A 20,642-nucleotide genomic window follows, 5' to 3' on the forward strand; every position below is an offset into this window, starting at 1 on the left:
GAGAGGCGATCGCGGATGAATCCGCTCCTGCGCAGGTGTCGGGCTACGGCGTCCTCAACGACTTGGGCACCGCCAGCCCCTTGGGCGGCGGCGTCTGCGGCAACGCCTTGCGGCACCCGGCATCACTGAACGGTCCGCCGATCTTCTGCCAGCCACTGCCCGGTGATGTCTGCTGGCAGGTATAGGCGCCATCGAGCCTGCTCTGCCATTTATAGAAGGGCATCGGCGCGGCGGCGAGGTTCAACGAAACGCCCAGCAGCGCGGCCAGGGGCAAAAAGTACGAACGCATCGGCGGCCATTCCTGTCCAAATAATCACATTCCACCTGCTGGCCGTCGGCAAATCAATCCGGCGAGCCACGAACGGTACCTGGCGGCGCGCAGATTTTTCGCCGCCAACTACGCTGGAACTTAGGAAAGCCGCAGGTTAGGGGCTTTCGCGGCGCCGGGAGGGGCGTCGGCCATCACGTGGGCGGAGTTCGCTACCTGGGCTGTCGTACAAGCATGGGCGGGGCGTGAATATGGGCAACTCGAAGCATTCCGGTACGCAAGTGGCAGGCCAACCGGGAAGTCCGGGGCCCGGCCTTTCCCCACAGAAAGTGCATCACCACCGCTTCCTTCTTCTCTTCCTGTTTCTCCTGCCTTTGCTCGCCGCCATGGGGGCGGCGCTGCTGTATGAAGCGCGCACCTCCAAGCTGCAGGCGCGCGAGCTGGCACGCTACGCCACCGGCCTGACCTGGAGCCTGGAACAGGGCAGCACCGACGATGTGGTTTATCCACAAGGCGGCCCCTTCGATCGGCGCCTGGGCTATCAACAGTTGCCGACCTTCCTGGGCCGCCTGCACGAGCGCAACTTCGTCACCCTGAGCCAGGCGCGCTTCTCCGATCCGCTGATGCAGTACACCGGCCACGGGATGTTCCCGCCCTACCCGGAGAAGGCCCAGGCCGGCGTCGACATCGCCGACTGCCGCGGCTTGCCAATCTATAACTTCCGCTACCCGCAGCGGCTTTACGCCAACTTCGAGAGCATCTCACCGGCCATCGTCAACAGCCTGCTGTACATCGAGAACCGCGACCTGCTCGATCCCGACCGCCCCTACCTGAACCCGGCCATCGACTGGAGCCGCTTCACCCAGGCCTCCGTGGCGCAGGTGGGCAAGCTGGTCGGGTTGGGCAACCACGCCCCCGGCGGCAGCACCCTGGCCACGCAGATCGAGAAATACCGCCACTCCGAAGACGGTCGCACCAATTCCATCACCGACAAGCTGCGGCAGATGGCTTCGGCCAGCGTGCGCACCTACCAGAACGGCGCGGAGAACATGGCCGCACGGCGCAACGTCGCCCTCACCTATCTCAATTCGGTGCCGCTCTCCGCGCAGCCGGGTTACGGCGAAGTGAGCGGCCTGCCCGATGGCCTGTGGATCTGGTACGGCGCCGACTACCAGCAGGTCAACAAGCTGCTAAACGCCCCGCCCGCCTCCGGTGCGGAGCTTGCCGCGCAGGGCAAGGCGCTGCGCCAGGTCGTTTCGCTGATGATTGCCCACCGCCGGCCTTCCTGGTACCTCGCCCGTGGCCGCGACCAACTGGCCGTGCTGACCGACAGCTACCTGCGTCTGCTGGCACAGAACAACGTGATCGCCCCGGAACTGCGCGACGCGGCGCTCAAGCAGAAGCTGGTGTTCCGCGATCCGCGCAGCGAACCCAGCTTCACCCCGCTGGAGAACAACAAGGGCATCGGTCTTGCGCGCACCCGCCTGGCCGGCATGCTCGACGTGCCGCTGTACGACCTCGACCGCTTCGACATGAGCTTCACCACGACCCTGCAACATGAACTGCAGGAACAGGTCACCGGCTACCTGCGGCACCTGTCCGACCCGGACTTCGCCGAGCAGATCGGTCTGTTCGGCGAGCACCTGCTGTCCAAGGACAAGACCAGGGACGTGCGCTACAGCTTCACCCTGTTCGAGCGCACCCCCAGCGGCAACCGCGTGCGAGTGCAGACCGACAGCACCGAGCAGCCCTTCGACATCAACGAGGGCAGCAAGCTGGAACTGGGTTCGACCGCCAAGCTGCGCGTGCTCGCCACCTACCTGGAAACCATCGCCGACCTGCACCAGCAGTACGCGCCGCTGACCGTCGCCGAGCTCAAGAAGGTGCAGATAGAACCGCTGGACTTCATCAGCCGCTGGTCCATCGACTACCTGATCGCCGCCAAGGACCGCGATCTGCCGGACATGCTCGCCGCCGCGCTGCAGCGCAAGTACTCCGCCAGCCCCTATGAAAGCTTCTTCACCGGCGGCGGCGTGCACACCTTCAGCAACTTCCGCAAGGAAGACAACGGCCGCATCCCGACCCTGCAGGACGCGCTGCGCGAATCGATCAACCTGCCCTTCGTGCGCCTTCTGCGCGATCTGGTGCGCCACGATATCTACGCCAACGAGGGCAGCAAGGTTGCGGTGCTGGCCGATGACAAGGACCCGCGCCGGCAGGACTACCTCGACCGCTTCGTCGACAAGGAAAGCCAGGTCTACCTGCTGCGCTTCTGGCAGAAGTACAAGGGCAAGGACAACGACGACCGCCTGAATACCTTCCTCGATGGCCTGCGCGCCTGGCCGGTGCGGCTGGCGGCGATCCATCGCTACCTGCAGCCCCAGGCCGATCTGCCAACCTTCGCCGCCTTCCTGCAGGACCGTCTGAAGCAGGGCAAGTACGCTGGCGACAAGCTCACCGACAAGCGCATCGAGGACCTCTACACCCGCTATGGGCCGGGCGCCTTCGACCTCAATGACCAGGGCTACGTCGCCCGCGTGCACCCGCTGGAACTGTGGCTGCTGGGCTACCTGCAACGCCAGCCGGCGGCGACCTTCGCCGACGCCGTGGCCGCCAGCGGCGCCGAGCGCAAGGAGGTCTATGGCTGGCTGTTCAAGTCGCGGCACAAGTACGCCCGCGACAAGCGCATCCGCATCATGCTGGAGGTGGAAGCTTTCCTCGACCTGCATGAACAGTGGAAGCGCCTGGGCTACCCCTTCGACCACCTGGTGCCGTCGCTGGCCACCGCGCTAGGCAGTTCGGGGGATCGCCCCGCCGCGCTGGCGGAGCTGATGGGGATCATCCTCAACGATGGTGTGCGCCAGCCGACCCTGCGCATCGACAGCCTGCACTTCGCCGCCGCCACGCCCTATGAGGTGACCCTCGGCCCGGAATCGGGCAGCGGTCGCCAGGTGATGCGTTCGGAGGTTGCCCAGGCTCTGCGCACTGCGCTTTCGCAGGTGGTGGACGCGGGTACCGCGCGGCGCTTGTCAGGCACCTTCAAGCTGGCCAATGGCAACGCACTGGTGATGGGCGGCAAGACCGGCACCGGCGACAACCGCATCGAGAGCGTGACGCGCAGCGGCTGGGTGAAGAGCTCCAAGGCGATGAACCGCACGGCGACCTTCGTCTTCTACATCGGCCCCCGCCATTTCGGCACGCTGACCGCCTACGTCGCCGGCAGCGAGTCGGACAACTTCAAGTTCACCTCGGCGCTGCCGGTACAGGTGCTCAAGGGCATGGCCCCCATGTTGTCGAGTTACCTGGAACCGGGGATCAGCACGGGCTGCCAGGAGCGGCTGGATAACCTGCGGGTGAGCTGGCGGTAAACCTGTAGGAGCGAGCTTGCTCGCGAACCGCTTGATGCCTCGGTGCCAGGCGGGTTCGCGAGCAAGCTCGCTCCTACACCAGAACACCCGGCTTTTCCGTGCACTTTAAACCGGAGACCAGAAGCACCGATGCCGACATGAGCCGAAGGAGCGGGCTCCGTCCGCGATGACTTCCGGGGCGATGCGGAGCCATCGCGGACAAAGTCCGCTCCCACCCACGTCCCACCCTCAACTCTTTTGGGCGGACTTCACGTACAACGCCTCGACCTGCTCCCGCGCCCACGGCGTGCGACGCAGGAAGGTCAGGCTGGACTTGATGCTCGGGTCGTTCTTGAAGCAGCGGATATCGATGCGTTTGGCCAATCCGTCCCAGCCGTACTGCGCCACCAGTTGGTTGAGGATCGCTTCCAGGGTCACGCCGTGCAGCGGGTTCTTCGGTTTGTCGGTCATGTGGGTGTCGTCGTGCGGAGAATGCGCGGCACCTTAGCATCAGGCCCGCAGCCCGGCCACGCCGGCGATGATCAGGGCGACCGACGCCAGCTTGGTCAGGGTCAGCGCCTCGCCCAGCAGCAGGAAGCCGAAGAACACCGTGCCCAGCGTGCCGATGGCGGTCCAGATCGGGTAGGCGATGCTCACCGGCAACTGGCGCATCGCCAGAGTGAGGAAGAAGATTCCGCCGATCACCGCGAGCACCGTCACCACGGTCGGCAACGGCCGGGTGAAGCCCTCGGCGTACTTCATCGACACCGCGAACATCACCTCGAACACCGCCGCCACCATCAGCATCGCCCAGGCCATCACGCACGCGCCCACTCGCTCTCGGCGAGGTCGGCCAGGGCCTTTTCGACCTGTTGATAGGACACACGGAATGCCTCCGGATTACCTTCCTCGCCTTCGGCGGCGATCACCTGTACATCGTCGATGCCGATGAAACCCAGGGCCACACGCAGCCAGACGTCGGCATGGTTCATCCACTCGAGTGCGCCGCCTGGGCCCATACCTGCACCACCACGGCTGGTGACGATCAATGCCTTTCGCCCCGTGACCAGCGGCTTGTATTCCGCCTCGCCATCTTTCACGAGCAGGTCGACCGTGCGGCCAACACGGACAATCTGGTCGACCCAGGCCTTCAACCCGCTGGGCACGCTGAAGTTGTACATCGGCGCGGAAATCACCAGCAGGTCGTGGGCGAGCAGTTCGTCGACCAACTCGTCGCTGAGTGCCAGCTCGGCCTGCAACTCGGCGGGGCGCTGCTCACCCAGCGGGTGGAAGGCGGCAGCAATGAACCCTTCGCTGACATGAGGCAGGTTCGCGCGGCCAACCTCGCGGCGGGTGATCTCAGCTTGCGGCAGCGCGGCGAGAAAGCCTTCCACCAGACGGCGGGAATGGGAGCGGTCGGCGCGGGGGCTAGCGTGAATGGCAAGAACTCTGTTCATCTGTCTTTCCTTGCTTGAGGTGTACACTGGGAAGGTCCTGAATGGCCTCCAATTGCTGCCTAAGCTATTTACCGGCAGAAAGACGGACAACTGAGGGAATCTCCCTTCAGATGAATTCAACTCACCCATGGAGCATCGAATGTTCGCCAATCTGCCGCTTCCAGCCCTGCGCACCTTCGAATCCGCTGCGCGTCAGTTGAGCTTCAAGGCCGCCGCCGAGGAACTGGCGGTGACGCCGACGGCGGTATCCCACCAGGTCCGCGCACTGGAGGAATGGCTGGGCCTGCCACTCTTCGAGCGTCTGCCGCGCCAGGTGCGCCTGACCGAGTCCGGCGAGCGGCTGTTCCGCAGCCTGCACGGCGCGCTGCTGGAGGTCTCGCAATCAGTGGACAGCCTGCGCCCGCAGCGCAGTGCCAGCAGCCTGACGATCTCCACCACGCCGGCCTTCGCCGCGCTGTGGCTGGTGCCGCGCCTGGGCCGTTTCTACGCACGCCACCCGCATATCCGCCTGCGCCTGGACAGCCAATGCGAGCTGCTCGACCTGCAGCAGGACGCCAGCGTCGACCTGGCGATCCGCTACGGCTTCGGCGACTACCCGCGCATGCACAGCCAGTTCCTTTTGGCCGAACGCTTCGCCGTCTATGGCGCGCCAACGCTGGTGGCCAGCGCCGACGTGGAAGTACCGGAAATGATCAGTGTGCGCTGGCACAATTCCCAGCTCTACGAACGCGGTTGGAAGGCCTGGTGCCAAATGGCCGGCGAGGAATGCCTGCTGACCTGCGCCGTGCAACGCGAGTACGACGAGGAGTTCTACGCCCTGCAGGCGGCGATCGCCGGCCAGGGCCTGGTACTGGCCAGTTCGCTGCTGGTGTCGGAGTGCGTGGAGAAGGGCCTGCTGGTGCCGTATCGCCCAGAGATCAACGTGCCCGGCGCGCGCTATACCGCACTGTGCGTGCCAGGGCGCGAGCGCCACCCGCCAGTGCGCGCGTTCCTCGACTGGCTGGCCGAAGAAGCCGCGCAGGCAGCCGATCCGCTGATCGACAACGCCGCCTGAGCCTGCCGCTGCGCCCGCGCAGGCGTCCCTTTGCCGTGCGCGGGCCGGGATGCGCGGTTAGAATTGCACTCCGCCGCAACAACAATTCTTCTTTGCCCGCGACACGCCGCGTGCGTGATCCCAAGGCACGGCCTGAGCCCCACTTCACCTCAGGATTCCCATGACAACCGCGCAAGACACCCGCACTGGCAGCTGGCTGAACGTCATCGCCCTGGCCATCGCCGCCTTCATTTTCAACACCACCGAGTTCGTCCCGGTGGGCCTGCTCAGCGACATCGGCGCAAGCTTCGACATGCGCCCGGAACAGACCGGCCTGATGCTCACGCTCTACGCCTGGGTAGTATCGCTGGCCTCGCTGCCGCTGATGCAGCTGACCCGCAACATGGAGCGCCGCCGCCTGCTGGTGGTGATCTTCTGCCTGTTCATCGTCAGCCACGTGCTCTCCGGCTTCGCCTGGAACTTCACGGTGCTGATGATCAGCCGCTTCGGCATCGCCTTCGCCCACGCGGTGTTCTGGTCGATCACCGCCTCGCTCGCCGTGCGCGTGGCGCCGCCGGGGCAGCAGGCGAAAGCCCTTGGCCTGCTGGCCACCGGGACCATCCTGGCGATGGTGCTGGGCATTCCGCTGGGCCGCGTGCTGGGTGAAGCGATGGGCTGGCGCACCACCTTCCTGGCGATTGCCGGCGTCTCGGTGGTCGTGGTGCTCTGGCTGGCCCGCGCGCTGCCGCTGCTTCCGAGCCAGAACTCCGGTTCGCTGCGCAGCCTGCCACTGCTGCTGCGCCGCCCGGCGCTGGTGTCGATGTACGTGCTCACCGTGCTGGTGATCACCGCGCAATTCACCGCCTACAGCTACATCGAGCCCTTCGCGCGGGAAATCGCCGCGCTGGACAGCCGGCAGACCACGCTGCTCCTGCTGCTATTCGGCGGCGCCGGGATGTTCGGTTCGATCCTCTTCAGCCGCTACAGCGAGCGCTTCCCGCGCGCCTTCCCGTGCCTGGCCATCGCCGTGCTCGGCGGCTCGCTCCTGCTGCTGATGCCGCTTTCCCATTCGCCCACGGCGCTACTGGGCCTGAGCCTGTTCTGGGGCGCGGCGATCCTCTGCTTCGGCCTGGCGCTGCAGGCCAAGGTCCTGCAACTGGCCCACGACGCCACCGACGTGGCCATGGCGATGTTCTCCGGCCTGTACAACGTCGGTATCGGCGGCGGTGCGCTGCTGGGCAGCCGCGTGGCGGTGGGCATGGGGCTGGAGTGGATCGGCTACGTTGGCGGCGCGCTGGCGGTGGTCGGCCTGCTGCTGTGCCTGTTCGCCTGCTGGCGGTATGCGGCGGCGATGAGTGGCGGGCACGCCTCGCATTAATCGCCACACGCCGGGCTCACCGACTAGCGTAGGAGCGGACTCCGTCCGCGATAGATTCACATCGCGCCGATGGGCATCGCGGACGGAGTCCGCTCCTACGCACAGGTCAGCACGGAGCCATGACCTGTAGGAGCGAGCTTGCTCGCGAACCTGCCCGACACCCACGGCATCAAGGGGGTTCGCGAGCAAGCTCGCTCCTACAGAAAAGCCAATCCTGACGCCACAAAAAAAGGCCGCGCCCCTTGCGGGAGCGCGGCCTTTTTCATTCAGCTAGGGATCAGCGGCTGGTCACCGCAGTGCCGGCCGGCTGAGTGGCCTCGGCGTATTCCGCCTCGGCTTCCTCGAAGCGCTGGATCATCGCCTTCGACGGTGCCGAGCCGATCAGGCTGAACACCACGATGGAGATGCTGGAGAGGATGAAGCCCGGGATGATCTCGTACAGGCCGAGCCAGCCGAACTGCTTCCAGACGATCACGGTGACCGCACCGACGATAATGCCGGCCAGCGCGCCGTTGCGGGTCATGCCCTTCCACAGCACGGAGAACAGCACCAGCGGACCGAAAGCGGCACCGAAGCCGGCCCAGGCGTAGGACACCAGGCCCAGGACGCGGTTTTCCGGGTTGGCGGCCAGGGCGATGGACACCAGCGCGACCAGCAGCACCATGGCGCGACCGACCCACACCAGCTCCAACTGGCTGGCGTTCTTGCGCAGGAAGGCCTTGTAGAAGTCTTCGGTCAGCGCCGAGGAGCACACCAGCAACTGGCAGCTCAGGGTGCTCATCACGGCAGCGAGGATGGCGGACAGCAGCACGCCGGCGATCCACGGGTTGAACAGGATCTTTGCCAGTTCGATGAAGATGCGCTCGTGGTTCTCGCCAACTGCGCCAGCCTGCTCCGGGTGCGCCTGGAAGTAGGCGATGCCGAAGAAGCCGACGGCGACGGCGCCACCCAGGCAGAGGATCATCCAGGTCATGGAGATGCGGCGGGCTGCCGGGATCGACTTCACCGAATCAGCGGCCATGAAGCGCGCCAGGATGTGCGGCTGGCCGAAGTAGCCCAGGCCCCAGGCCATTAGCGACAGCACGCCGACGAAGGAAGCGCCCTTGAACATGTCGAAGTTGGCGGCGTCCTTCAGCTCGATGGCAGCGAAGGTCGGCTCCACGCCACCGGTGGCGAACAGCACGATCACCGGAGTGAGGATCAGCGCGAAGATCATCAGCGAGGCCTGCACGGTGTCGGTCCAGCTCACCGCCAGGAAGCCACCGACGAAGGTGTAGGCGATGGTCGCGGCGGCACCGGCCCACAGCGCGGTCTCGTAGGACATGCCGAAGGTGCTTTCGAACAGGCGGGCGCCGGCGACGATGCCGGAGGCGCAGTAGATGGTGAAGAACACCAGGATCACCAGCGCGGAGATCACCCGCAGGATGCGGCTGTTGTCCTCGAAGCGGGTGCTGAAGTAGTCCGGCAGGGTCAGCGCATTGCCGTTGTGCTCGGTATGCACGCGCAGGCGACCGGCAACGAACAGCCAGTTCAGGTAGGCGCCGCAGATCAGGCCGATGGCGATCCAGCTTTCCGAGATGCCCGACAGGTAGATGGCGCCGGGCAGGCCCATCAGCAGCCAGCCGCTCATGTCCGAAGCACCGGCCGACAGGGCGGTGACGAAGCTGCCGAGGCTACGGCCACCGAGGATGTAGTCGGAGAAGTTGTTGGTCGAACGATAGGCGGCCAAGCCGATCAGAACCATGGCCGCGATGTAGATCACGAAAGTGATCAGTGTTGGCGTGTTGACGCTCATGGGGACTCCCCTACAGCTTGTTTTTATCCGGGTACGCGGGGTATCGCGGACCCTTGACTGGCAGCCGGCGTGGTTGACGCCGACCGGTTAGCGCTTGCTCACAGGCAAACCGGGTTGCGCGTGATGCCAAACAGGCACCGAACCGCTACGCATCCCGACGCAGGCACGCCCTCGTCCTTGCTGGCGTCATCCTGCAGCCGCCGTCTCACCACGGCGACTTCCGCCCCGCCTTCGCCGGTGGGCGAGGTGCGGGCCGTTTCCCGGGCGTTGCCCGGTCATCCTTCAGGCGCCGGAGTCGGCGTCCTGCTCCCGACGAGTTATCTCCAGCCGCACAATACGGGGCTGGCGAGGAAGCTCGTCGGCAGTGACTGAAATTGAGCACACGCACGCATGAAGAAGCGGCAGGGAGTGGCCGGCGCGCGAGGGCGCGGATTGTACAGAAAGCAGGCGATGCGGTTGCACCGGTCCGACCGGTGACGGCGCGAGGCCACGGGCAGGCGCTGCAGGCCGGGCCGTGAAGGAAGTGGCGCGGCCAGGTGCAGGCGCGCGACAGGCAAAGACAGAACCGGTGATGGGCATGGCGCCCCTCCCGCGTATCGAGCTGGCTGTTGTTCTTGGTCTGACCGGGTTGCACCTTGGAACACCAGCAACGCGGTGGGCGGACTCTATGGGTTGCACCCTGCGAAATTCTTGCTGAAAGCTCTGGAGTTCTTGCAAAAGACTCCGGCGCCCGAAGGGCGATACCTGACCAATCGATCAGCAACTCACGGCGCGCAGCCCTGCGATTCAGCAGCGGCGCAGGTTGCCCGGGGTCAACCCCAGGTAACGGCGCATCGCGGTGGTCAATGCGCTCTGGCTGGAGAAGCCGCACTCCCCGGCTACGCCGACCAATGGCAGCTCGGTTTCCCGCAGCAGGCGCGCGGCGCGGTCGAGGCGCTGGCGCAGCAGGTACTGGTGCGGCGTGAGGCCGACACGGTCCTTGAACTGCGCATGGAAATGGCTCGGACTCAGGCAGGCGACCTGCGCCAGCTCCGCCACGGTGATGCGCCGGGAAAGATGATCGGCGATGTAGCCATCCAGCCGCTCCAGATCCAGCGGCCCGTTGCGCGGCGCACGGTCTTCGCCGAACAGCCGCAGGTGCAATGCTCGCAGCAACACACCACCCAGGGCACGGGCGAGCAGCGGGTCATCGCCGTAGCGGGCGATTTCCGCCCCGGCGTAGCTGAGCAGGTTCTGGAAGTCCGCATCCAGCGTCGGGTAGCGCGGCATATCGAAGAGCCTCGCCAGCAGCTCGCGGTCCTGCTCGCCGGCACCCGCCTCGGTCAGATCGACGATCAGCATCCGGTTGTCGCCCAGCCCGGCGAACTGGTGCCCGACATCTCCTGGCACCAGGCATGCGCGCATGCGGCAGACCTCGCCGGCGGTACCGCCTATCTCGAACTCCGCACGGCCGCTCAGGGACATCACCAACTGGTGATGGTCATGGGCGTGCTGGTCAGCCTGGTCGGGCAGCGTGGCGAGACGGGTATCGAACATGGCGCGATCTGATCAAATTTTGAGCATGGTACGAAAATTCCATCGACCTGCCCAGCCAGCAGGTGCAACCCGGCGCAACTCGCCACCAGGCTCCGCACGAAATCATCTAAGCAGGAAATTTTTGCTAACCGATAGATATGTTATGTTATAACAAACAACACTTCCCCATCTTCCCCTTCCCGCCGCCTGGCGCATCCCTGACCACGAAGGGAGGGGATCGCTTTGCCAGAAGAAAAATCAGGAGTTCGTCATGCCCCCATCACTTCCCCGCCCGCGCTGGCGTTTCGCACCGCTGGGCATCGCCCTCTGCGCCAGTGCGCCTTCGCTGGCCGATGCCGCCCCCACCGAACTGGAGCCACAGGTGATTACCGCCAACCCGCTGGGCGATTCCTCCCCCGCGGCGCCCAGCAGCGTGCTGCAGGGCGACGAACTGACCCTGCGCCAGAAAGGCAGCCTGGGCGAAACCCTCAATGGCACGCCGGGCGTGTCCTCCACCTGGTTCGGCCCCGGCGCCAGCCGCCCGGTGATCCGCGGCATGGACGGCGACCGTATCCGCATCCTGCGCAATGGCGTCGGCGCGCTGGACGCCTCGTCGCTGTCCTACGACCACGCCGTGCCGGAAGACCCCAACGTGGTCGAGCGCATCGAAGTCGTGCGCGGCCCGGCCGCACTGCTCTACGGCGGTAACGCCATCGGCGGCGTGGTCAACAGTTTCGACAACCGCATCCCCAGCGAACCGGTGGACGGCATCCACGGCCAGGGCGAGTTGCGCTACGGCGGCTCGGACACCACCCGCAGTGCTGCCGGCGCGCTCGAAGCCGGCGACGGCAACTTCGCCCTGCACCTGGACGCAGGCTCCCGCGAGTTCAACGACCTGCGCATCCCCGGTTACGCCCACTCCGCGCGCCAGCGCCAAACCGACGGCGACGACTCCAAGCACCGCGTGAACAACAGCGACGGCCGCCAGGACAGCGGCGCCATCGGTGGCAGCTACCACTGGGATCACGGCTATGCGGGCCTGTCCTACAGCGGCTACGACAGCAACTACGGCTCGCCCGCCGAGGACGACGTACGCCTGAAGATGCAGCAGGACCGTTACGCCTTCGCCTCGGAAATCCGCGACCTCGACGGCCCCTTCAGCGCGGTCAAGCTGGACGCGGCCTACACCGAGTATCAGCACAAGGAAATCGAGGACGGCGAGACTGGCACCACCTTCAAGAACGACGGCTACGAGGCGCGTATCGAAGCCCGGCATAAACCGATCGGGCCGGTGGAAGGCATCGTCGGCGCGCAGGTCGCCAACAGCCGCTTCTCCGCGCTGGGCGAAGAAGCCTTCGTGCCGCATACCGAGACCGACAGTGCGGCACTGTTCTTCCTGGAGAACTGGCAGGCCACCGAGCGCCTGGCGCTGAACCTGGGTGGTCGCGCCGAGCACACGCGCATCGATCCCAATGCCAAGGACAACGAGCGCTTCGCCGAGAACGACGGCTCACGCAGCTTCACCGCTGGCAGCCTGTCCAGCGGCGCGGTGTACAAGCTGACGCCGATCTGGTCGCTGGCCGCCACCCTCGCCTACACCGAACGCGCTCCGACTTTCTACGAGCTCTATGCCAACGGCGCTCACGCGGCCACCGGCACCTATGAAGTGGGCGACGCGGACGCGAGCAAGGAAAAAGCCGTTTCCACCGACCTCGCCCTGCGCTTCGACAACGGCCGGCACAAGGGCAGTGTCGGCGTGTTCTACAGCCGCTTCTCCAACTACATCGGCCTGCTGGCCAGCGGACGCTACCGCGATGAGGAAGGTGCGGTAGTAGATGCCGGCGACGGTGAGGCGCTGCCGGAATACCTCTATAGCGGTGTGAAAGCAGACTTCTACGGCGTCGAGGCGCAGGACCGCATCCACCTGCTGGACAGCCCCTACGGCCGCTTCGACCTGGAGCTGTCCGGCGACTACACCCGCGCGAAGAACAAGGACACCGGCGAAGCGCTGCCACGCATCGCCCCGCTACGCCTGAACAGCGCGCTGCTCTGGGAGCTGCAGCAGTGGCAGGCGCGGGTCGACGTGGAATACGCCGCCGACCAGAATCGCGTACCAGAGAACGAACTGCGCACCGACGGCTACACCACCCTCGGCGCCAGCCTCGGCTACCGCTTCGACCTGGGCGACAGCCGCTGGCTGGCCTTCGTCAAGGGCGAGAACCTGACCAACCAGACCGTGCGCTACGCCAGTTCGATCCTGCGCGACAGCGTGCCGGCTGGCGGGCGTGGCATCCAGGCGGGGATAAAAGTGGCGTTCTAAAGGCTAAAGCCGACGCCCGGCGAAATCCCGGGCGAACTGCGCGGCGATCCGCCCGGATCGCGACCCGCGATGGGTCGCCCAGCGGGTCGCCGCCTGTTCCCACTCCTCCAGCGCAACGCCGCCCAGGCCGTGGTATTCCAGCCAGCGCGCGACCGCTTCCAGGTACTGATCCTGGCTGAAGGCATAGAAAGATATCCACAGGCCGAAACGCTCGGAGAGCGAGATTTTCTCCTCCACCGCCTCGCCCGGGTGCAGCTCGCCGCTCTCGCTGCGCTGGAAGGACAGATTGTCCTCGGCACGCTCGGCCAGCAGGTGGCGGCGGTTGGAGGTCGCGTAGATCAGTACGTTGCCGGACTGCCCGGCCACCGACCCGTCGAGCACGGTCTTCAGGCCCTTGTAGCCGGTTTCGCCATCCTCGAAGGAGAGGTCGTCGCAGAACAGGATGAAGCGCTCCTGGCGATGGCGCAGCAGGTCGATGATCTGCGGCAGGTCGGCCAGGTGTTCCTTGTCCACCTCGATCAGGCGCAGGCCTTCGGCATGAAAGGCGTGCAGGCAGGCCTTCACCAGCGAACTCTTGCCGGTGCCGCGCGCGCCGGTCAGCAGCACATTGTTGGCCGGCCGACCGGAGACGAACTGGCGGGTGTTCTGTTCGATCAGCGCCTTCTGCCGGTCGACATTGCGAAGGTCGTCAAAGGCGATCAGCGCCGGCTCGATCACCGGCGTCAGGCGCGGCTGGCCCTGGCGGTACTCCCAGAGATGGGCGATAGCGCCCTCTTCCAGCGCCAGCTCGGCGCGCGCCGGCAGGGATTGTTCGAGCAGACTGGCGATACGAGCCAGTTGCTCGGCGATTACGGACATGTCGGTCATGGCGGGATCATCGAAGCAGATGGGGACTGTTCAGCAGCCTAACGATGGAGGAAAGTGGTCGTCTAACGACAAACAGGCATCCAGATGCGCAAAAAGGACATTTCGCCTCAACCAGTGGAAAACCACGGCGACGAACGGGCCGCCAGTCCGGTAGCCGCTGTCGCCCTGGATTTCCCCGATGGTCACCAGGTGCCCGCGCACAGCCATCACCGCGCGCAGCTGCTCTACGCCGTGCGCGGCGTGCTGGTAGTGGGTAGTGCCAGCGGCCAGTGGGTGGTGCCGGACAACCGTGGCCTGTGGATACCCGCCGGCGTGGAGCACTGGACGCGCATGGTCGGCGACGTGCAGGTACGCACGCTCTATGTGGAGCCGGGCAGCGCCCCGCACCTGCCGCCGGACTGCTGCGTGCTGGCGGTCTCGCCGTTGCTGCGCGAGCTGATCCTGGCGGCGCTGTCGATCAGCGGCGAAGTAACGCCGGATTCCCGCGAAGGTCGCGTCCTCGGCCTGATGCTGGATGAACTGCGCGAAGACCCCATGCTGCCGCTGCACCTGCCCCTGCCGGCGCACCCGCGCCTGCGTGAGCTGTGCCGCACCATCCAGCGCCAGCCCGGAGAAAACGCCGGCCTGGCCGAGTGGGCGGCGAAACTGAACGTGGACAGCAAGACGGTACAGCGCTGGTTCTCCCGCGAAACCGGGCTGACCTTCGGCCAATGGCGCCAACAGGCGCGCCTGCTCGCCGCACTGGAACGTCTGGCCCTGGGCGAAAGCGTGCTGAACGTGGCGCTGGAAGTGGGCTACAGCACACCCAGCGCCTTCAGCGCCATGTTCAGCCGCCAGTTCGGCCGGCCGCCCAGCGATTTCCTGCGCCCGCGCCCGCTAATCCGTTCGTAAGCTCAAGTCGGACACAATCGGCCGCAACATCCTTCAGACATATCCTGCAGCAGCATGGGATTGAAACCCCGCGCCGGTTTCCCCATCTAGACTGTCATGTTCAATCAGTCAGGTGCCTCATGAGCGACCACGACGAGATTCACGATATCCACAGCGCCGAAGAGGTCAGCAACACCGGGCTGGTGTTGCCGGGGCAGAACCTGCCGACCACGGTGTACGTCATCCCGATCCACAACCGCCCGTTCTTCCCGGCGCAGGTGCTGCCGGTGATCGTCAACGAGGAGCCGTGGGCGGAGACGCTGGAGCTGGTTGCCAAGACCGAGCACCACAGCCTGGCGCTGTTCTTCATGGAGAACCCGCCGGAAGATCCGCGCCACTTCGACCCGGACAGCCTGCCCGAGCACGGCACCCTGGTGCGCGTGCACCACGCCAGCCGCGAGGGCGGCAAGCTGCAGTTCGTCGCCCAGGGCCTGTCACGCGTGCGCATTCGCGGCTGGATCAAGCGTCATCGCCCGCCTTTCCTGGTGGAGGTGGAATATCCGCACACCCCCAGCGATCCCAGTGACGAGGTGAAGGCCTACGGCATGGCCCTGATCAACGCGATCAAGGAACTGCTGCCGCTCAACCCGCTGTACAGCGAAGAGCTGAAGAACTACCTCAACCGCTTCAACCCCAACGACCCGTCGCCGCTGACCGACTTCGCCGCCGCGCTGACCACCGCGCCGGGGTCGGAGCTGCAAGGCGTGCTGGACACCGTGCCGATGCTCAAGCGCATGGAGAAGGTGCTGCCGCTGCTGCGCAAGGAAGTGGAAGTCGCGCGCCTGCAGAAGGAGCTGTCCGCCGAGGTCAACCGCAAGATCGGTGAGCGCCAGCGCGAGTTCTTCCTGCAGGAACAGCTGAAGATCATCCAGCAGGAACTGGGCATCACCAAGGACGACAAGAGCGCCGACTCCGATGAATTCCGCGCACGCCTCGAAGGCAAGACCCTGCCCGACCAGGCGAAGAAGCGCATCGACGAAGAGCTGAACAAGCTGTCGATCCTGGAGACCGGCTCGCCGGAATATGCTGTCACACGCAACTACCTAGACTGGGCGACCTCCGTGCCGTGGGGACTGATGGGCGTCGACAAGCTCGACCTCAAGCACGCGCGCAAGGTCCTCGACCGGCACCACTCGGGGCTGGAGGACGTGAAGGACCGTATCCTCGAATTCCTCGCGGTAGGCACCTTCAAGGGCGAGATCGCCGGCTCCATCGTGTTGCTGGTGGGCCCGCCCGGCGTCGGCAAGACCAGCATCGGCAAATCCATCGCCGAGAGCCTGGGGCGGCCGTTCTACCGCTTCAGCGTCGGCGGCATGCGCGACGAGGCTGAGATCAAGGGCCACCGCCGCACCTACATCGGCGCCCTGCCCGGCAAGCTGGTGCAGGCGCTCAAGGACGTCGAGGTGATGAACCCGGTGATCATGCTCGACGAGATCGACAAGCTCGGCAGCAGCTACCAGGGCGACCCCGCCTCGGCGCTGCTGGAGACGCTCGATCCGGAGCAGAACGTGGAGTTCCTCGACCACTACCTGGACCTGCGCCTGGACCTGTCCAAGGTGCTGTTCGTCTGCACCGCCAACACCCTGGACTCCATCCCCGGCCCGCTGCTGGACCGCATGGAAGTCATTCGCCTGTCCGGCTACATCGCCGAGGAGAAGCTGGCTATCGCCAAGCGTCACCTGTGGCCCAAGCAGCTGGAAAAGGCCGGCGTGCCGAAGAATCGCCTGTCGATCAACGACGCCGCCCTGCGCTCGGTGATCGAGGGCTACGCCCGCGAGGCCGGCGTGCGCCAGCTGGAGAAGGTACTCGGCAAGCTGGTGCGCAAGTCGGTGATGAAGCTGCTGGAGGACCCGGACTCGGTGGTGAAGATCGGCGCCAAGGACCTGGAGGAGTACCTGGGCACCCCGGTGTTCCGTACCGAACAGGTCCTCTCCGGCGTTGGCGTGATCACCGGCCTGGCCTGGACCAGCATGGGCGGCGCGACCCTGCCCATCGAGGCGACGCGCATCCATACGCTGAACCGCGGCTTCAAGCTCACCGGGCAACTGGGTGACGTGATGAAGGAATCGGCGGAAATCGCCTACAGCTACATCAGCTCGAACCTGAAGAAGTACGGCGGCGAGTCGACCTTCTTCGACCAGGCGTTCATCCACGTGCACGTGCCCGAGGGCGCCACGCCCAAGGACGGCCCCAGCGCCGGCGTGACCATGGCCAGCGCCCTGCTGTCCCTGGCGCGCAACCAGGCGCCGAAGAAGGGCGTGGCCATGACCGGCGAGCTGACCCTCACCGGGCAGGTGCTGCCGATTGGCGGCGTCCGCGAGAAAGTCATCGCGGCGCGCCGACAGAAGATCTTCGAACTGATCCTGCCCGAACCCAACCGCGGGGACTTCGAGGAGCTGCCGGAGTATCTGAAGGAAGGGCTGACGGTGCATTTCGCCAAGCGCTACGGGGACGTGGCGAAGGTTTTGTTCCCCGGCTGACTTACTGCGCCCAACTGATCGCGGGCATGCCACGCTCCTGCAGCGGATTCGACCTGTAGGAGCGAGCTTGCTCGCGAACACGCTCCGCTGCGAGGCCAGGTTCGCGAGCAAGCTCGCTCCTACGAAAAGCCTTACCTCCTCTGCCTCGGCTTTAGCTTTGGCTTTGGCTTTGGCTTTGGCTTTGGCTTTGGCTTTGGCTTTGGCTAGTAAGAGACTTCCAGAGAAACGCCCGAGCACTCCGAACTGCCCCTTTCAGGAGGCCTCGTTGAAGCGGAGTTTCAGGGGTTGAGCGACATGGATGTCGCGAGAGCCACGATGGGCCAGGGATGGCCCGTCGTGGCGTGCCCCTGAAACTCCGCTTCAACGAGGGTATTTTTCGCCTAAGCGAAAAACCGGATGGAGGGGCAAGCCTTCTTGGTTACTTCTTCGGCGTTTGGAAGAAGTAACTCGCCCGAGGGGGCGAAATAAAATCTCTCAACACACGCAAAAGCGGCGCAGAAACTCCCAACCCAAAACACGCACAAAGCGGACAAAGTCCGCTTCAAGCCCGATTGCGTTATCCTGCCGCCCAACCTGTCCCCTCCCAGGAGCCGTCATGCCGTCGTACCGCACATTGCTGCCCCTCTCCCTGGTCCTGCTCGCCGGCTGCGCCGGACAGACCAAACCCGTGGTCACCCTGGAAGACGCCAGCGACTGCAAGCCACTGAAACTGCACACCGGCCAGGAACTCGTGCTGATCCTGCCCAGCAATCCCACCACCGGCTTCCGCTGGGAACTGCGCAACGCCGCCAACGGCCTGCTGCGCCCGCTCGGCCCGGAGGTTTACAGCAACCCGGAAGACGCAGGCCTGGTCGGCAGCGCCGGCGAATCCACCTGGCGCTTCCGCGTGACCGCCGCCGGCGAGGACAAGCTGGAACTGGCCTACCGCCGGCCCTGGGAAGCCGAAGTGGCTCCCGCACAGACCTTCGTCTGCCCCATCGCCGTGAAGTAACGCGGCGATACCCGGCGCCATAAGCCGCTCGCGCTGACGCCTTCGGCCTGTAGGCCAGGCGCCGCGCTGCGGCACAGTGGGCGCTCATTTCCTCGGGAGGGAACCCCATGCGCTGGGCACTCTTGGCACTGATCGGCGGTGCCGCCTACCTGGTCGCCGTGACCTTCGACCTGCCCGCCCTGCGCATGCTGTGCAAGCCGCTGCCGGTCCTCGCCATGCTCTTCTGGATTCTCGGCACGCCTGCAGACGGCTATCGCCGCTGGGTTGCCGTCGGCCTGGTGCTGTCGATGCTCGGCGACATCCTGCTGGAATGGCCGATCAACGCCTTCGTTCCTGGCCTGGCCGCCTTCCTGCTTGCGCATCTCGCCTACCTGGTCGCCTACCTGGGCGACACCCGCCGCCTTGCCCCGCTCGGCCTGCTGATCGCAGGCGGCGTGGGCGGCGCCCTGTTCGCCCTGCTCTACAGCCGCGGCCTCGGCCCACTGCTGTTGCCGATCGCGCTGTACAGCCTGACCATCAGTGCCATGCTCTGGCGCGCCATCGCTCGTCTCGGTGTGCCGTCGATTGCCAGTGCCAGCCGGGTGTTCGCCGCCCTGGGCGCGCTGCTGTTCGTCAGCTCCGACTCGATGATCGGCATCAGCCGCTTCGTCGCCGCCTTCGACGGCTCCTCCTACGCCATCATGCTCACCTACTGGCTCGGCCAGCTCGGCATCGCCGCGTCGGTCACATCCCGTCATATCGCTCTGCCATACTCGGAAGGACAAACAACTTCCCGGGCGTGACATGCTGCGAATCGCTTCACCGCTGCTGCTTCTCTGTTCGGCGCTGGCCAGCGCCGAACCCTTGCGCCTGGCCGGCGACGACTGGTGCCCCTACCTCTGCCCTGGCGATCCGGACAAGCCCGGCTACCTGCTCGAAGCCCTCGGCCAGGTGCTGCCGCAGCCACCGCTGTTCGAACCCCTTCCCTGGCCGCGCGCCCTGCAGATGGCCCGCGAAGGGCTGGTGGATGGCGTAGTCGGCGCCTACAGCGAAGAGTCCGAGGAGCTGCTGATCGGCGAGGAGCCCATCGGCTGGGTGACCATGCGTTTCTACGTACGCAACGACAACCCCTGGACCTGGCAAGGTCCGACCTCGCTGAGCAGCCAGTCCATCGGGCTGGCGCAAGGCTATTCCTACGGCAAGGAACTGGACGCCTGGCGCGACGAACACCTGTCCAACCACGAGCAGGTGCAGGTGCTCAGCGGCGAGAAAGTCCTCGAACGCAATATCCAGAAGCTGCTGCTGGGGCGCATCACGGTGCTGCTCGAGGACAGTCAGATCGTCGAGCATTACCTGCATCGCCACGGCCTGTCGGAGAGCATTCAAGCAGCTGGCGAGCTCGCCGATAAACGTCCCATGTACGTCGCCTTGAATCCTCGCCTGGATGGCGTGCAGGAGCGCCTGGCCGACCTCGACGAAGGCCTGCGTGAACTGCGTCGCACTGACCAGTGGAAACCCCTGATGCAGGGTTACGGCATCGCCGTTGACTAGTCCCACAAAGGCATGAGAAAAGTCCGGCAGAGCCCTCTGTCATCGGCTATAGATCAATCATAAGAGACTGGGAAAAAGGGGAGCTCCATGCGTGCAGTAGTTCGCTCGATGTTGTTGCTGGGAGCCTGCCTGACTCTCTCGGCCTGTGGCAGCCTGCTGCCCAGCGAACGCGCGGAAGTGCAATCACCATTCCTGGATTACCAGGATGCACAGAGCCGCTTCAACCAGGTCGATCCCGGCAAGACAACGAAGTCGCAGCTCTACGCGCTGGGCTTCGATCCGCTGTCCCAGGGTAACGCCAAGATGCTCTCGTTCATCGACGTGCGCCTGCTCTTCGTGCAGCCCAACATCCCCATCGACTACCTGCCCGACGGCCTGGTCACCTGCCTGCAGGCCAAGGACCGCTGCGTGGGCTACGCCTTCGACTTCAACAAGACCGACAGCCAGCGCGTAGGCAGCTTCTGGGCCGATATCTTCAACTTCCGCAAGCGCCGCCAGGTGCAGGGCTGGTCGTTCCGCCCAGTGTTCGTGCTGATCGACGATGTGGTGGTGCACAAGACCAGCAACGGCGAGCCGAACATCCGCCGCATGGAAGACAAGAAGAACCCGCTCGGCCCGCTGCAGGGTGCTGGCGAATACTTCTCCGACCAGCTCAAGTGACCCTTATCGGCTGACGCTTGGGCGCACTTCGCGCCTCGGCTACAATGCGCGTCCCGGCAATCCGGGCGCGC

Annotated in this window: 17 protein-coding genes; 10 read left to right on the forward strand and 7 right to left on the reverse strand. The window is 65.5% G+C overall.

All coding sequences use genetic code 11. The features are described from left to right. Positions 1–43 precede the first annotated feature (43 nt). Entirely contained in the window at positions 44–289 is a 246-nt protein-coding gene (locus G4G71_RS25955; protein WP_054908976.1) for a hypothetical protein, read from the reverse strand. Positions 290–519: 230 nt separating this feature from the next. Here G4G71_RS25955 and G4G71_RS25960 point away from each other — a divergent pair, with 230 nt between their 5' ends. Beyond that, entirely contained in the window at positions 520–3,636 is a 3,117-nt protein-coding gene (locus tag G4G71_RS25960) for a transglycosylase domain-containing protein (RefSeq protein ID WP_169941305.1), read from the forward strand. A 228-nt stretch (positions 3,637–3,864) separates the two neighbouring features. Here the strand turns inward: G4G71_RS25960 and G4G71_RS25965 are convergent, their stop codons facing one another. Genes G4G71_RS25965 through G4G71_RS25975 form a run of 3 tightly spaced genes read right to left on the reverse strand, consistent with a single transcriptional unit; the run spans position 3,865 to position 5,072 of the window. Further along, positions 3,865–4,086: a VF530 family protein gene (locus tag G4G71_RS25965; protein WP_169941307.1), complete on the reverse strand. Its 222-nt coding sequence runs from the start codon at positions 4,084–4,086 to the stop codon at positions 3,865–3,867. A 39-nt stretch (positions 4,087–4,125) separates the two neighbouring features. Beyond that, a complete protein-coding gene (locus G4G71_RS25970; protein ID WP_024765558.1) occupies positions 4,126–4,434 on the reverse strand; it encodes a DMT family transporter in 309 nt (102 codons plus the stop codon). Then, positions 4,434–5,072 carry an FMN-dependent NADH-azoreductase gene (locus tag G4G71_RS25975; RefSeq protein WP_169941308.1) on the reverse strand — a complete coding sequence of 213 codons (639 nt, stop codon included), beginning with the start codon at positions 5,070–5,072 and terminating at the stop codon, positions 4,434–4,436. Before G4G71_RS25975 ends, G4G71_RS25970 begins: the two co-directional genes overlap by 1 nt. 139 nt (positions 5,073–5,211) lie before the next feature. Between G4G71_RS25975 and G4G71_RS25980 the strand changes: the two genes are divergently transcribed. Both G4G71_RS25980 and G4G71_RS25985 read left to right on the forward strand, forming a co-directional pair. Next, on the forward strand, positions 5,212–6,126 hold the full coding sequence (locus G4G71_RS25980; protein ID WP_169941310.1) for a LysR substrate-binding domain-containing protein: 915 nt from the start codon (positions 5,212–5,214) through the stop codon (positions 6,124–6,126). Positions 6,127–6,286: 160 nt separating this feature from the next. Continuing rightward, positions 6,287–7,483: a sugar transporter gene (locus G4G71_RS25985; RefSeq protein WP_169941312.1), complete on the forward strand. Its 1,197-nt coding sequence runs from the start codon at positions 6,287–6,289 to the stop codon at positions 7,481–7,483. 277 nt (positions 7,484–7,760) lie between these two features. Here G4G71_RS25985 and putP read toward each other — a convergent pair whose 3' ends face one another. Together putP and G4G71_RS25995 are read right to left on the reverse strand one after the other, a co-directional pair. Continuing rightward, entirely contained in the window at positions 7,761–9,278 is a 1,518-nt protein-coding gene (gene putP, locus G4G71_RS25990) for a sodium/proline symporter PutP (RefSeq protein WP_169941314.1), read from the reverse strand. 786 nt (positions 9,279–10,064) lie between these two features. Further along, a complete protein-coding gene (locus G4G71_RS25995; RefSeq protein ID WP_169941316.1) occupies positions 10,065–10,814 on the reverse strand; it encodes a helix-turn-helix transcriptional regulator in 750 nt (249 codons plus the stop codon). Positions 10,815–11,064: 250 nt separating this feature from the next. On the opposite strand from G4G71_RS25995, the gene G4G71_RS26000 reads away from it, so the two are divergent. Next, entirely contained in the window at positions 11,065–13,113 is a 2,049-nt protein-coding gene (locus tag G4G71_RS26000) for a TonB-dependent receptor (protein WP_169941318.1), read from the forward strand. 3 nt (positions 13,114–13,116) lie between these two features. Here the strand turns inward: G4G71_RS26000 and G4G71_RS26005 are convergent, their stop codons facing one another. Next, on the reverse strand, positions 13,117–13,980 hold the full coding sequence (locus tag G4G71_RS26005; RefSeq protein WP_169941320.1) for an ATP-binding protein: 864 nt from the start codon (positions 13,978–13,980) through the stop codon (positions 13,117–13,119). Positions 13,981–14,064: 84 nt separating this feature from the next. On the opposite strand from G4G71_RS26005, the gene G4G71_RS26010 reads away from it, so the two are divergent. The 6 genes from G4G71_RS26010 (at position 14,065) to G4G71_RS26035 (ending at position 20,571) form a co-directional block, all read left to right on the forward strand. Continuing rightward, positions 14,065–14,871 (forward strand): AraC family transcriptional regulator, encoded by an 807-nt coding sequence (locus G4G71_RS26010; protein ID WP_169941322.1) that lies wholly within the window; start codon positions 14,065–14,067, stop codon positions 14,869–14,871. 119 nt (positions 14,872–14,990) lie between these two features. Then, positions 14,991–17,390, forward strand: coding sequence for an endopeptidase La (gene lon / locus G4G71_RS26015; RefSeq protein ID WP_169941324.1), 2,400 nt, complete (start codon positions 14,991–14,993; stop codon positions 17,388–17,390). Between the two features lie 595 nt (positions 17,391–17,985). Further along, entirely contained in the window at positions 17,986–18,381 is a 396-nt protein-coding gene (locus G4G71_RS26020) for a protease inhibitor I42 family protein (protein WP_169941326.1), read from the forward strand. Between the two features lie 107 nt (positions 18,382–18,488). Further along, a complete protein-coding gene (locus G4G71_RS26025) occupies positions 18,489–19,163 on the forward strand; it encodes a lysoplasmalogenase (protein ID WP_169941328.1) in 675 nt (224 codons plus the stop codon). A 1-nt stretch (position 19,164) separates the two neighbouring features. Further along, positions 19,165–19,911 (forward strand): substrate-binding periplasmic protein, encoded by a 747-nt coding sequence (locus G4G71_RS26030; protein WP_169941329.1) that lies wholly within the window; start codon positions 19,165–19,167, stop codon positions 19,909–19,911. 87 nt (positions 19,912–19,998) lie between these two features. After that, on the forward strand, positions 19,999–20,571 hold the full coding sequence (locus tag G4G71_RS26035) for a hypothetical protein (protein ID WP_169941331.1): 573 nt from the start codon (positions 19,999–20,001) through the stop codon (positions 20,569–20,571). Positions 20,572–20,642: the final 71 nt, after the last annotated feature.

Source organism: Pseudomonas multiresinivorans, assembly GCF_012971725.1.
Lineage (GTDB): Bacteria > Pseudomonadota > Gammaproteobacteria > Pseudomonadales > Pseudomonadaceae > Pseudomonas > Pseudomonas multiresinivorans.

Excerpts from the sequence above, each read along its gene's own strand:
- G4G71_RS25955 (WP_054908976.1), bottom strand. The coding sequence starts at position 289 with ATGCGTTCGTACTTTTTGCCCCTGGCCGCGCTGCTGGGCGTTTCGTTG.
- G4G71_RS25960 (WP_169941305.1), top strand. The coding sequence starts at position 520 with ATGGGCAACTCGAAGCATTCCGGTACGCAAGTGGCAGGCCAACCGGGA.
- G4G71_RS25965 (WP_169941307.1), bottom strand. The coding sequence starts at position 4,086 with ATGACCGACAAACCGAAGAACCCGCTGCACGGCGTGACCCTGGAAGCG.
- G4G71_RS25970 (WP_024765558.1), bottom strand. The coding sequence starts at position 4,434 with ATGGCCTGGGCGATGCTGATGGTGGCGGCGGTGTTCGAGGTGATGTTC.
- G4G71_RS25975 (WP_169941308.1), bottom strand. The coding sequence starts at position 5,072 with ATGAACAGAGTTCTTGCCATTCACGCTAGCCCCCGCGCCGACCGCTCC.
- G4G71_RS25980 (WP_169941310.1), top strand. The coding sequence starts at position 5,212 with ATGTTCGCCAATCTGCCGCTTCCAGCCCTGCGCACCTTCGAATCCGCT.
- G4G71_RS25985 (WP_169941312.1), top strand. The coding sequence starts at position 6,287 with ATGACAACCGCGCAAGACACCCGCACTGGCAGCTGGCTGAACGTCATC.
- putP (WP_169941314.1), bottom strand. The coding sequence starts at position 9,278 with ATGAGCGTCAACACGCCAACACTGATCACTTTCGTGATCTACATCGCG.
- G4G71_RS25995 (WP_169941316.1), bottom strand. The coding sequence starts at position 10,814 with ATGTTCGATACCCGTCTCGCCACGCTGCCCGACCAGGCTGACCAGCAC.
- G4G71_RS26000 (WP_169941318.1), top strand. The coding sequence starts at position 11,065 with ATGCCCCCATCACTTCCCCGCCCGCGCTGGCGTTTCGCACCGCTGGGC.
- G4G71_RS26005 (WP_169941320.1), bottom strand. The coding sequence starts at position 13,980 with ATGACCGACATGTCCGTAATCGCCGAGCAACTGGCTCGTATCGCCAGT.
- G4G71_RS26010 (WP_169941322.1), top strand. The coding sequence starts at position 14,065 with ATGCGCAAAAAGGACATTTCGCCTCAACCAGTGGAAAACCACGGCGAC.
- lon (WP_169941324.1), top strand. The coding sequence starts at position 14,991 with ATGAGCGACCACGACGAGATTCACGATATCCACAGCGCCGAAGAGGTC.
- G4G71_RS26020 (WP_169941326.1), top strand. The coding sequence starts at position 17,986 with ATGCCGTCGTACCGCACATTGCTGCCCCTCTCCCTGGTCCTGCTCGCC.
- G4G71_RS26025 (WP_169941328.1), top strand. The coding sequence starts at position 18,489 with ATGCGCTGGGCACTCTTGGCACTGATCGGCGGTGCCGCCTACCTGGTC.
- G4G71_RS26030 (WP_169941329.1), top strand. The coding sequence starts at position 19,165 with ATGCTGCGAATCGCTTCACCGCTGCTGCTTCTCTGTTCGGCGCTGGCC.
- G4G71_RS26035 (WP_169941331.1), top strand. The coding sequence starts at position 19,999 with ATGCGTGCAGTAGTTCGCTCGATGTTGTTGCTGGGAGCCTGCCTGACT.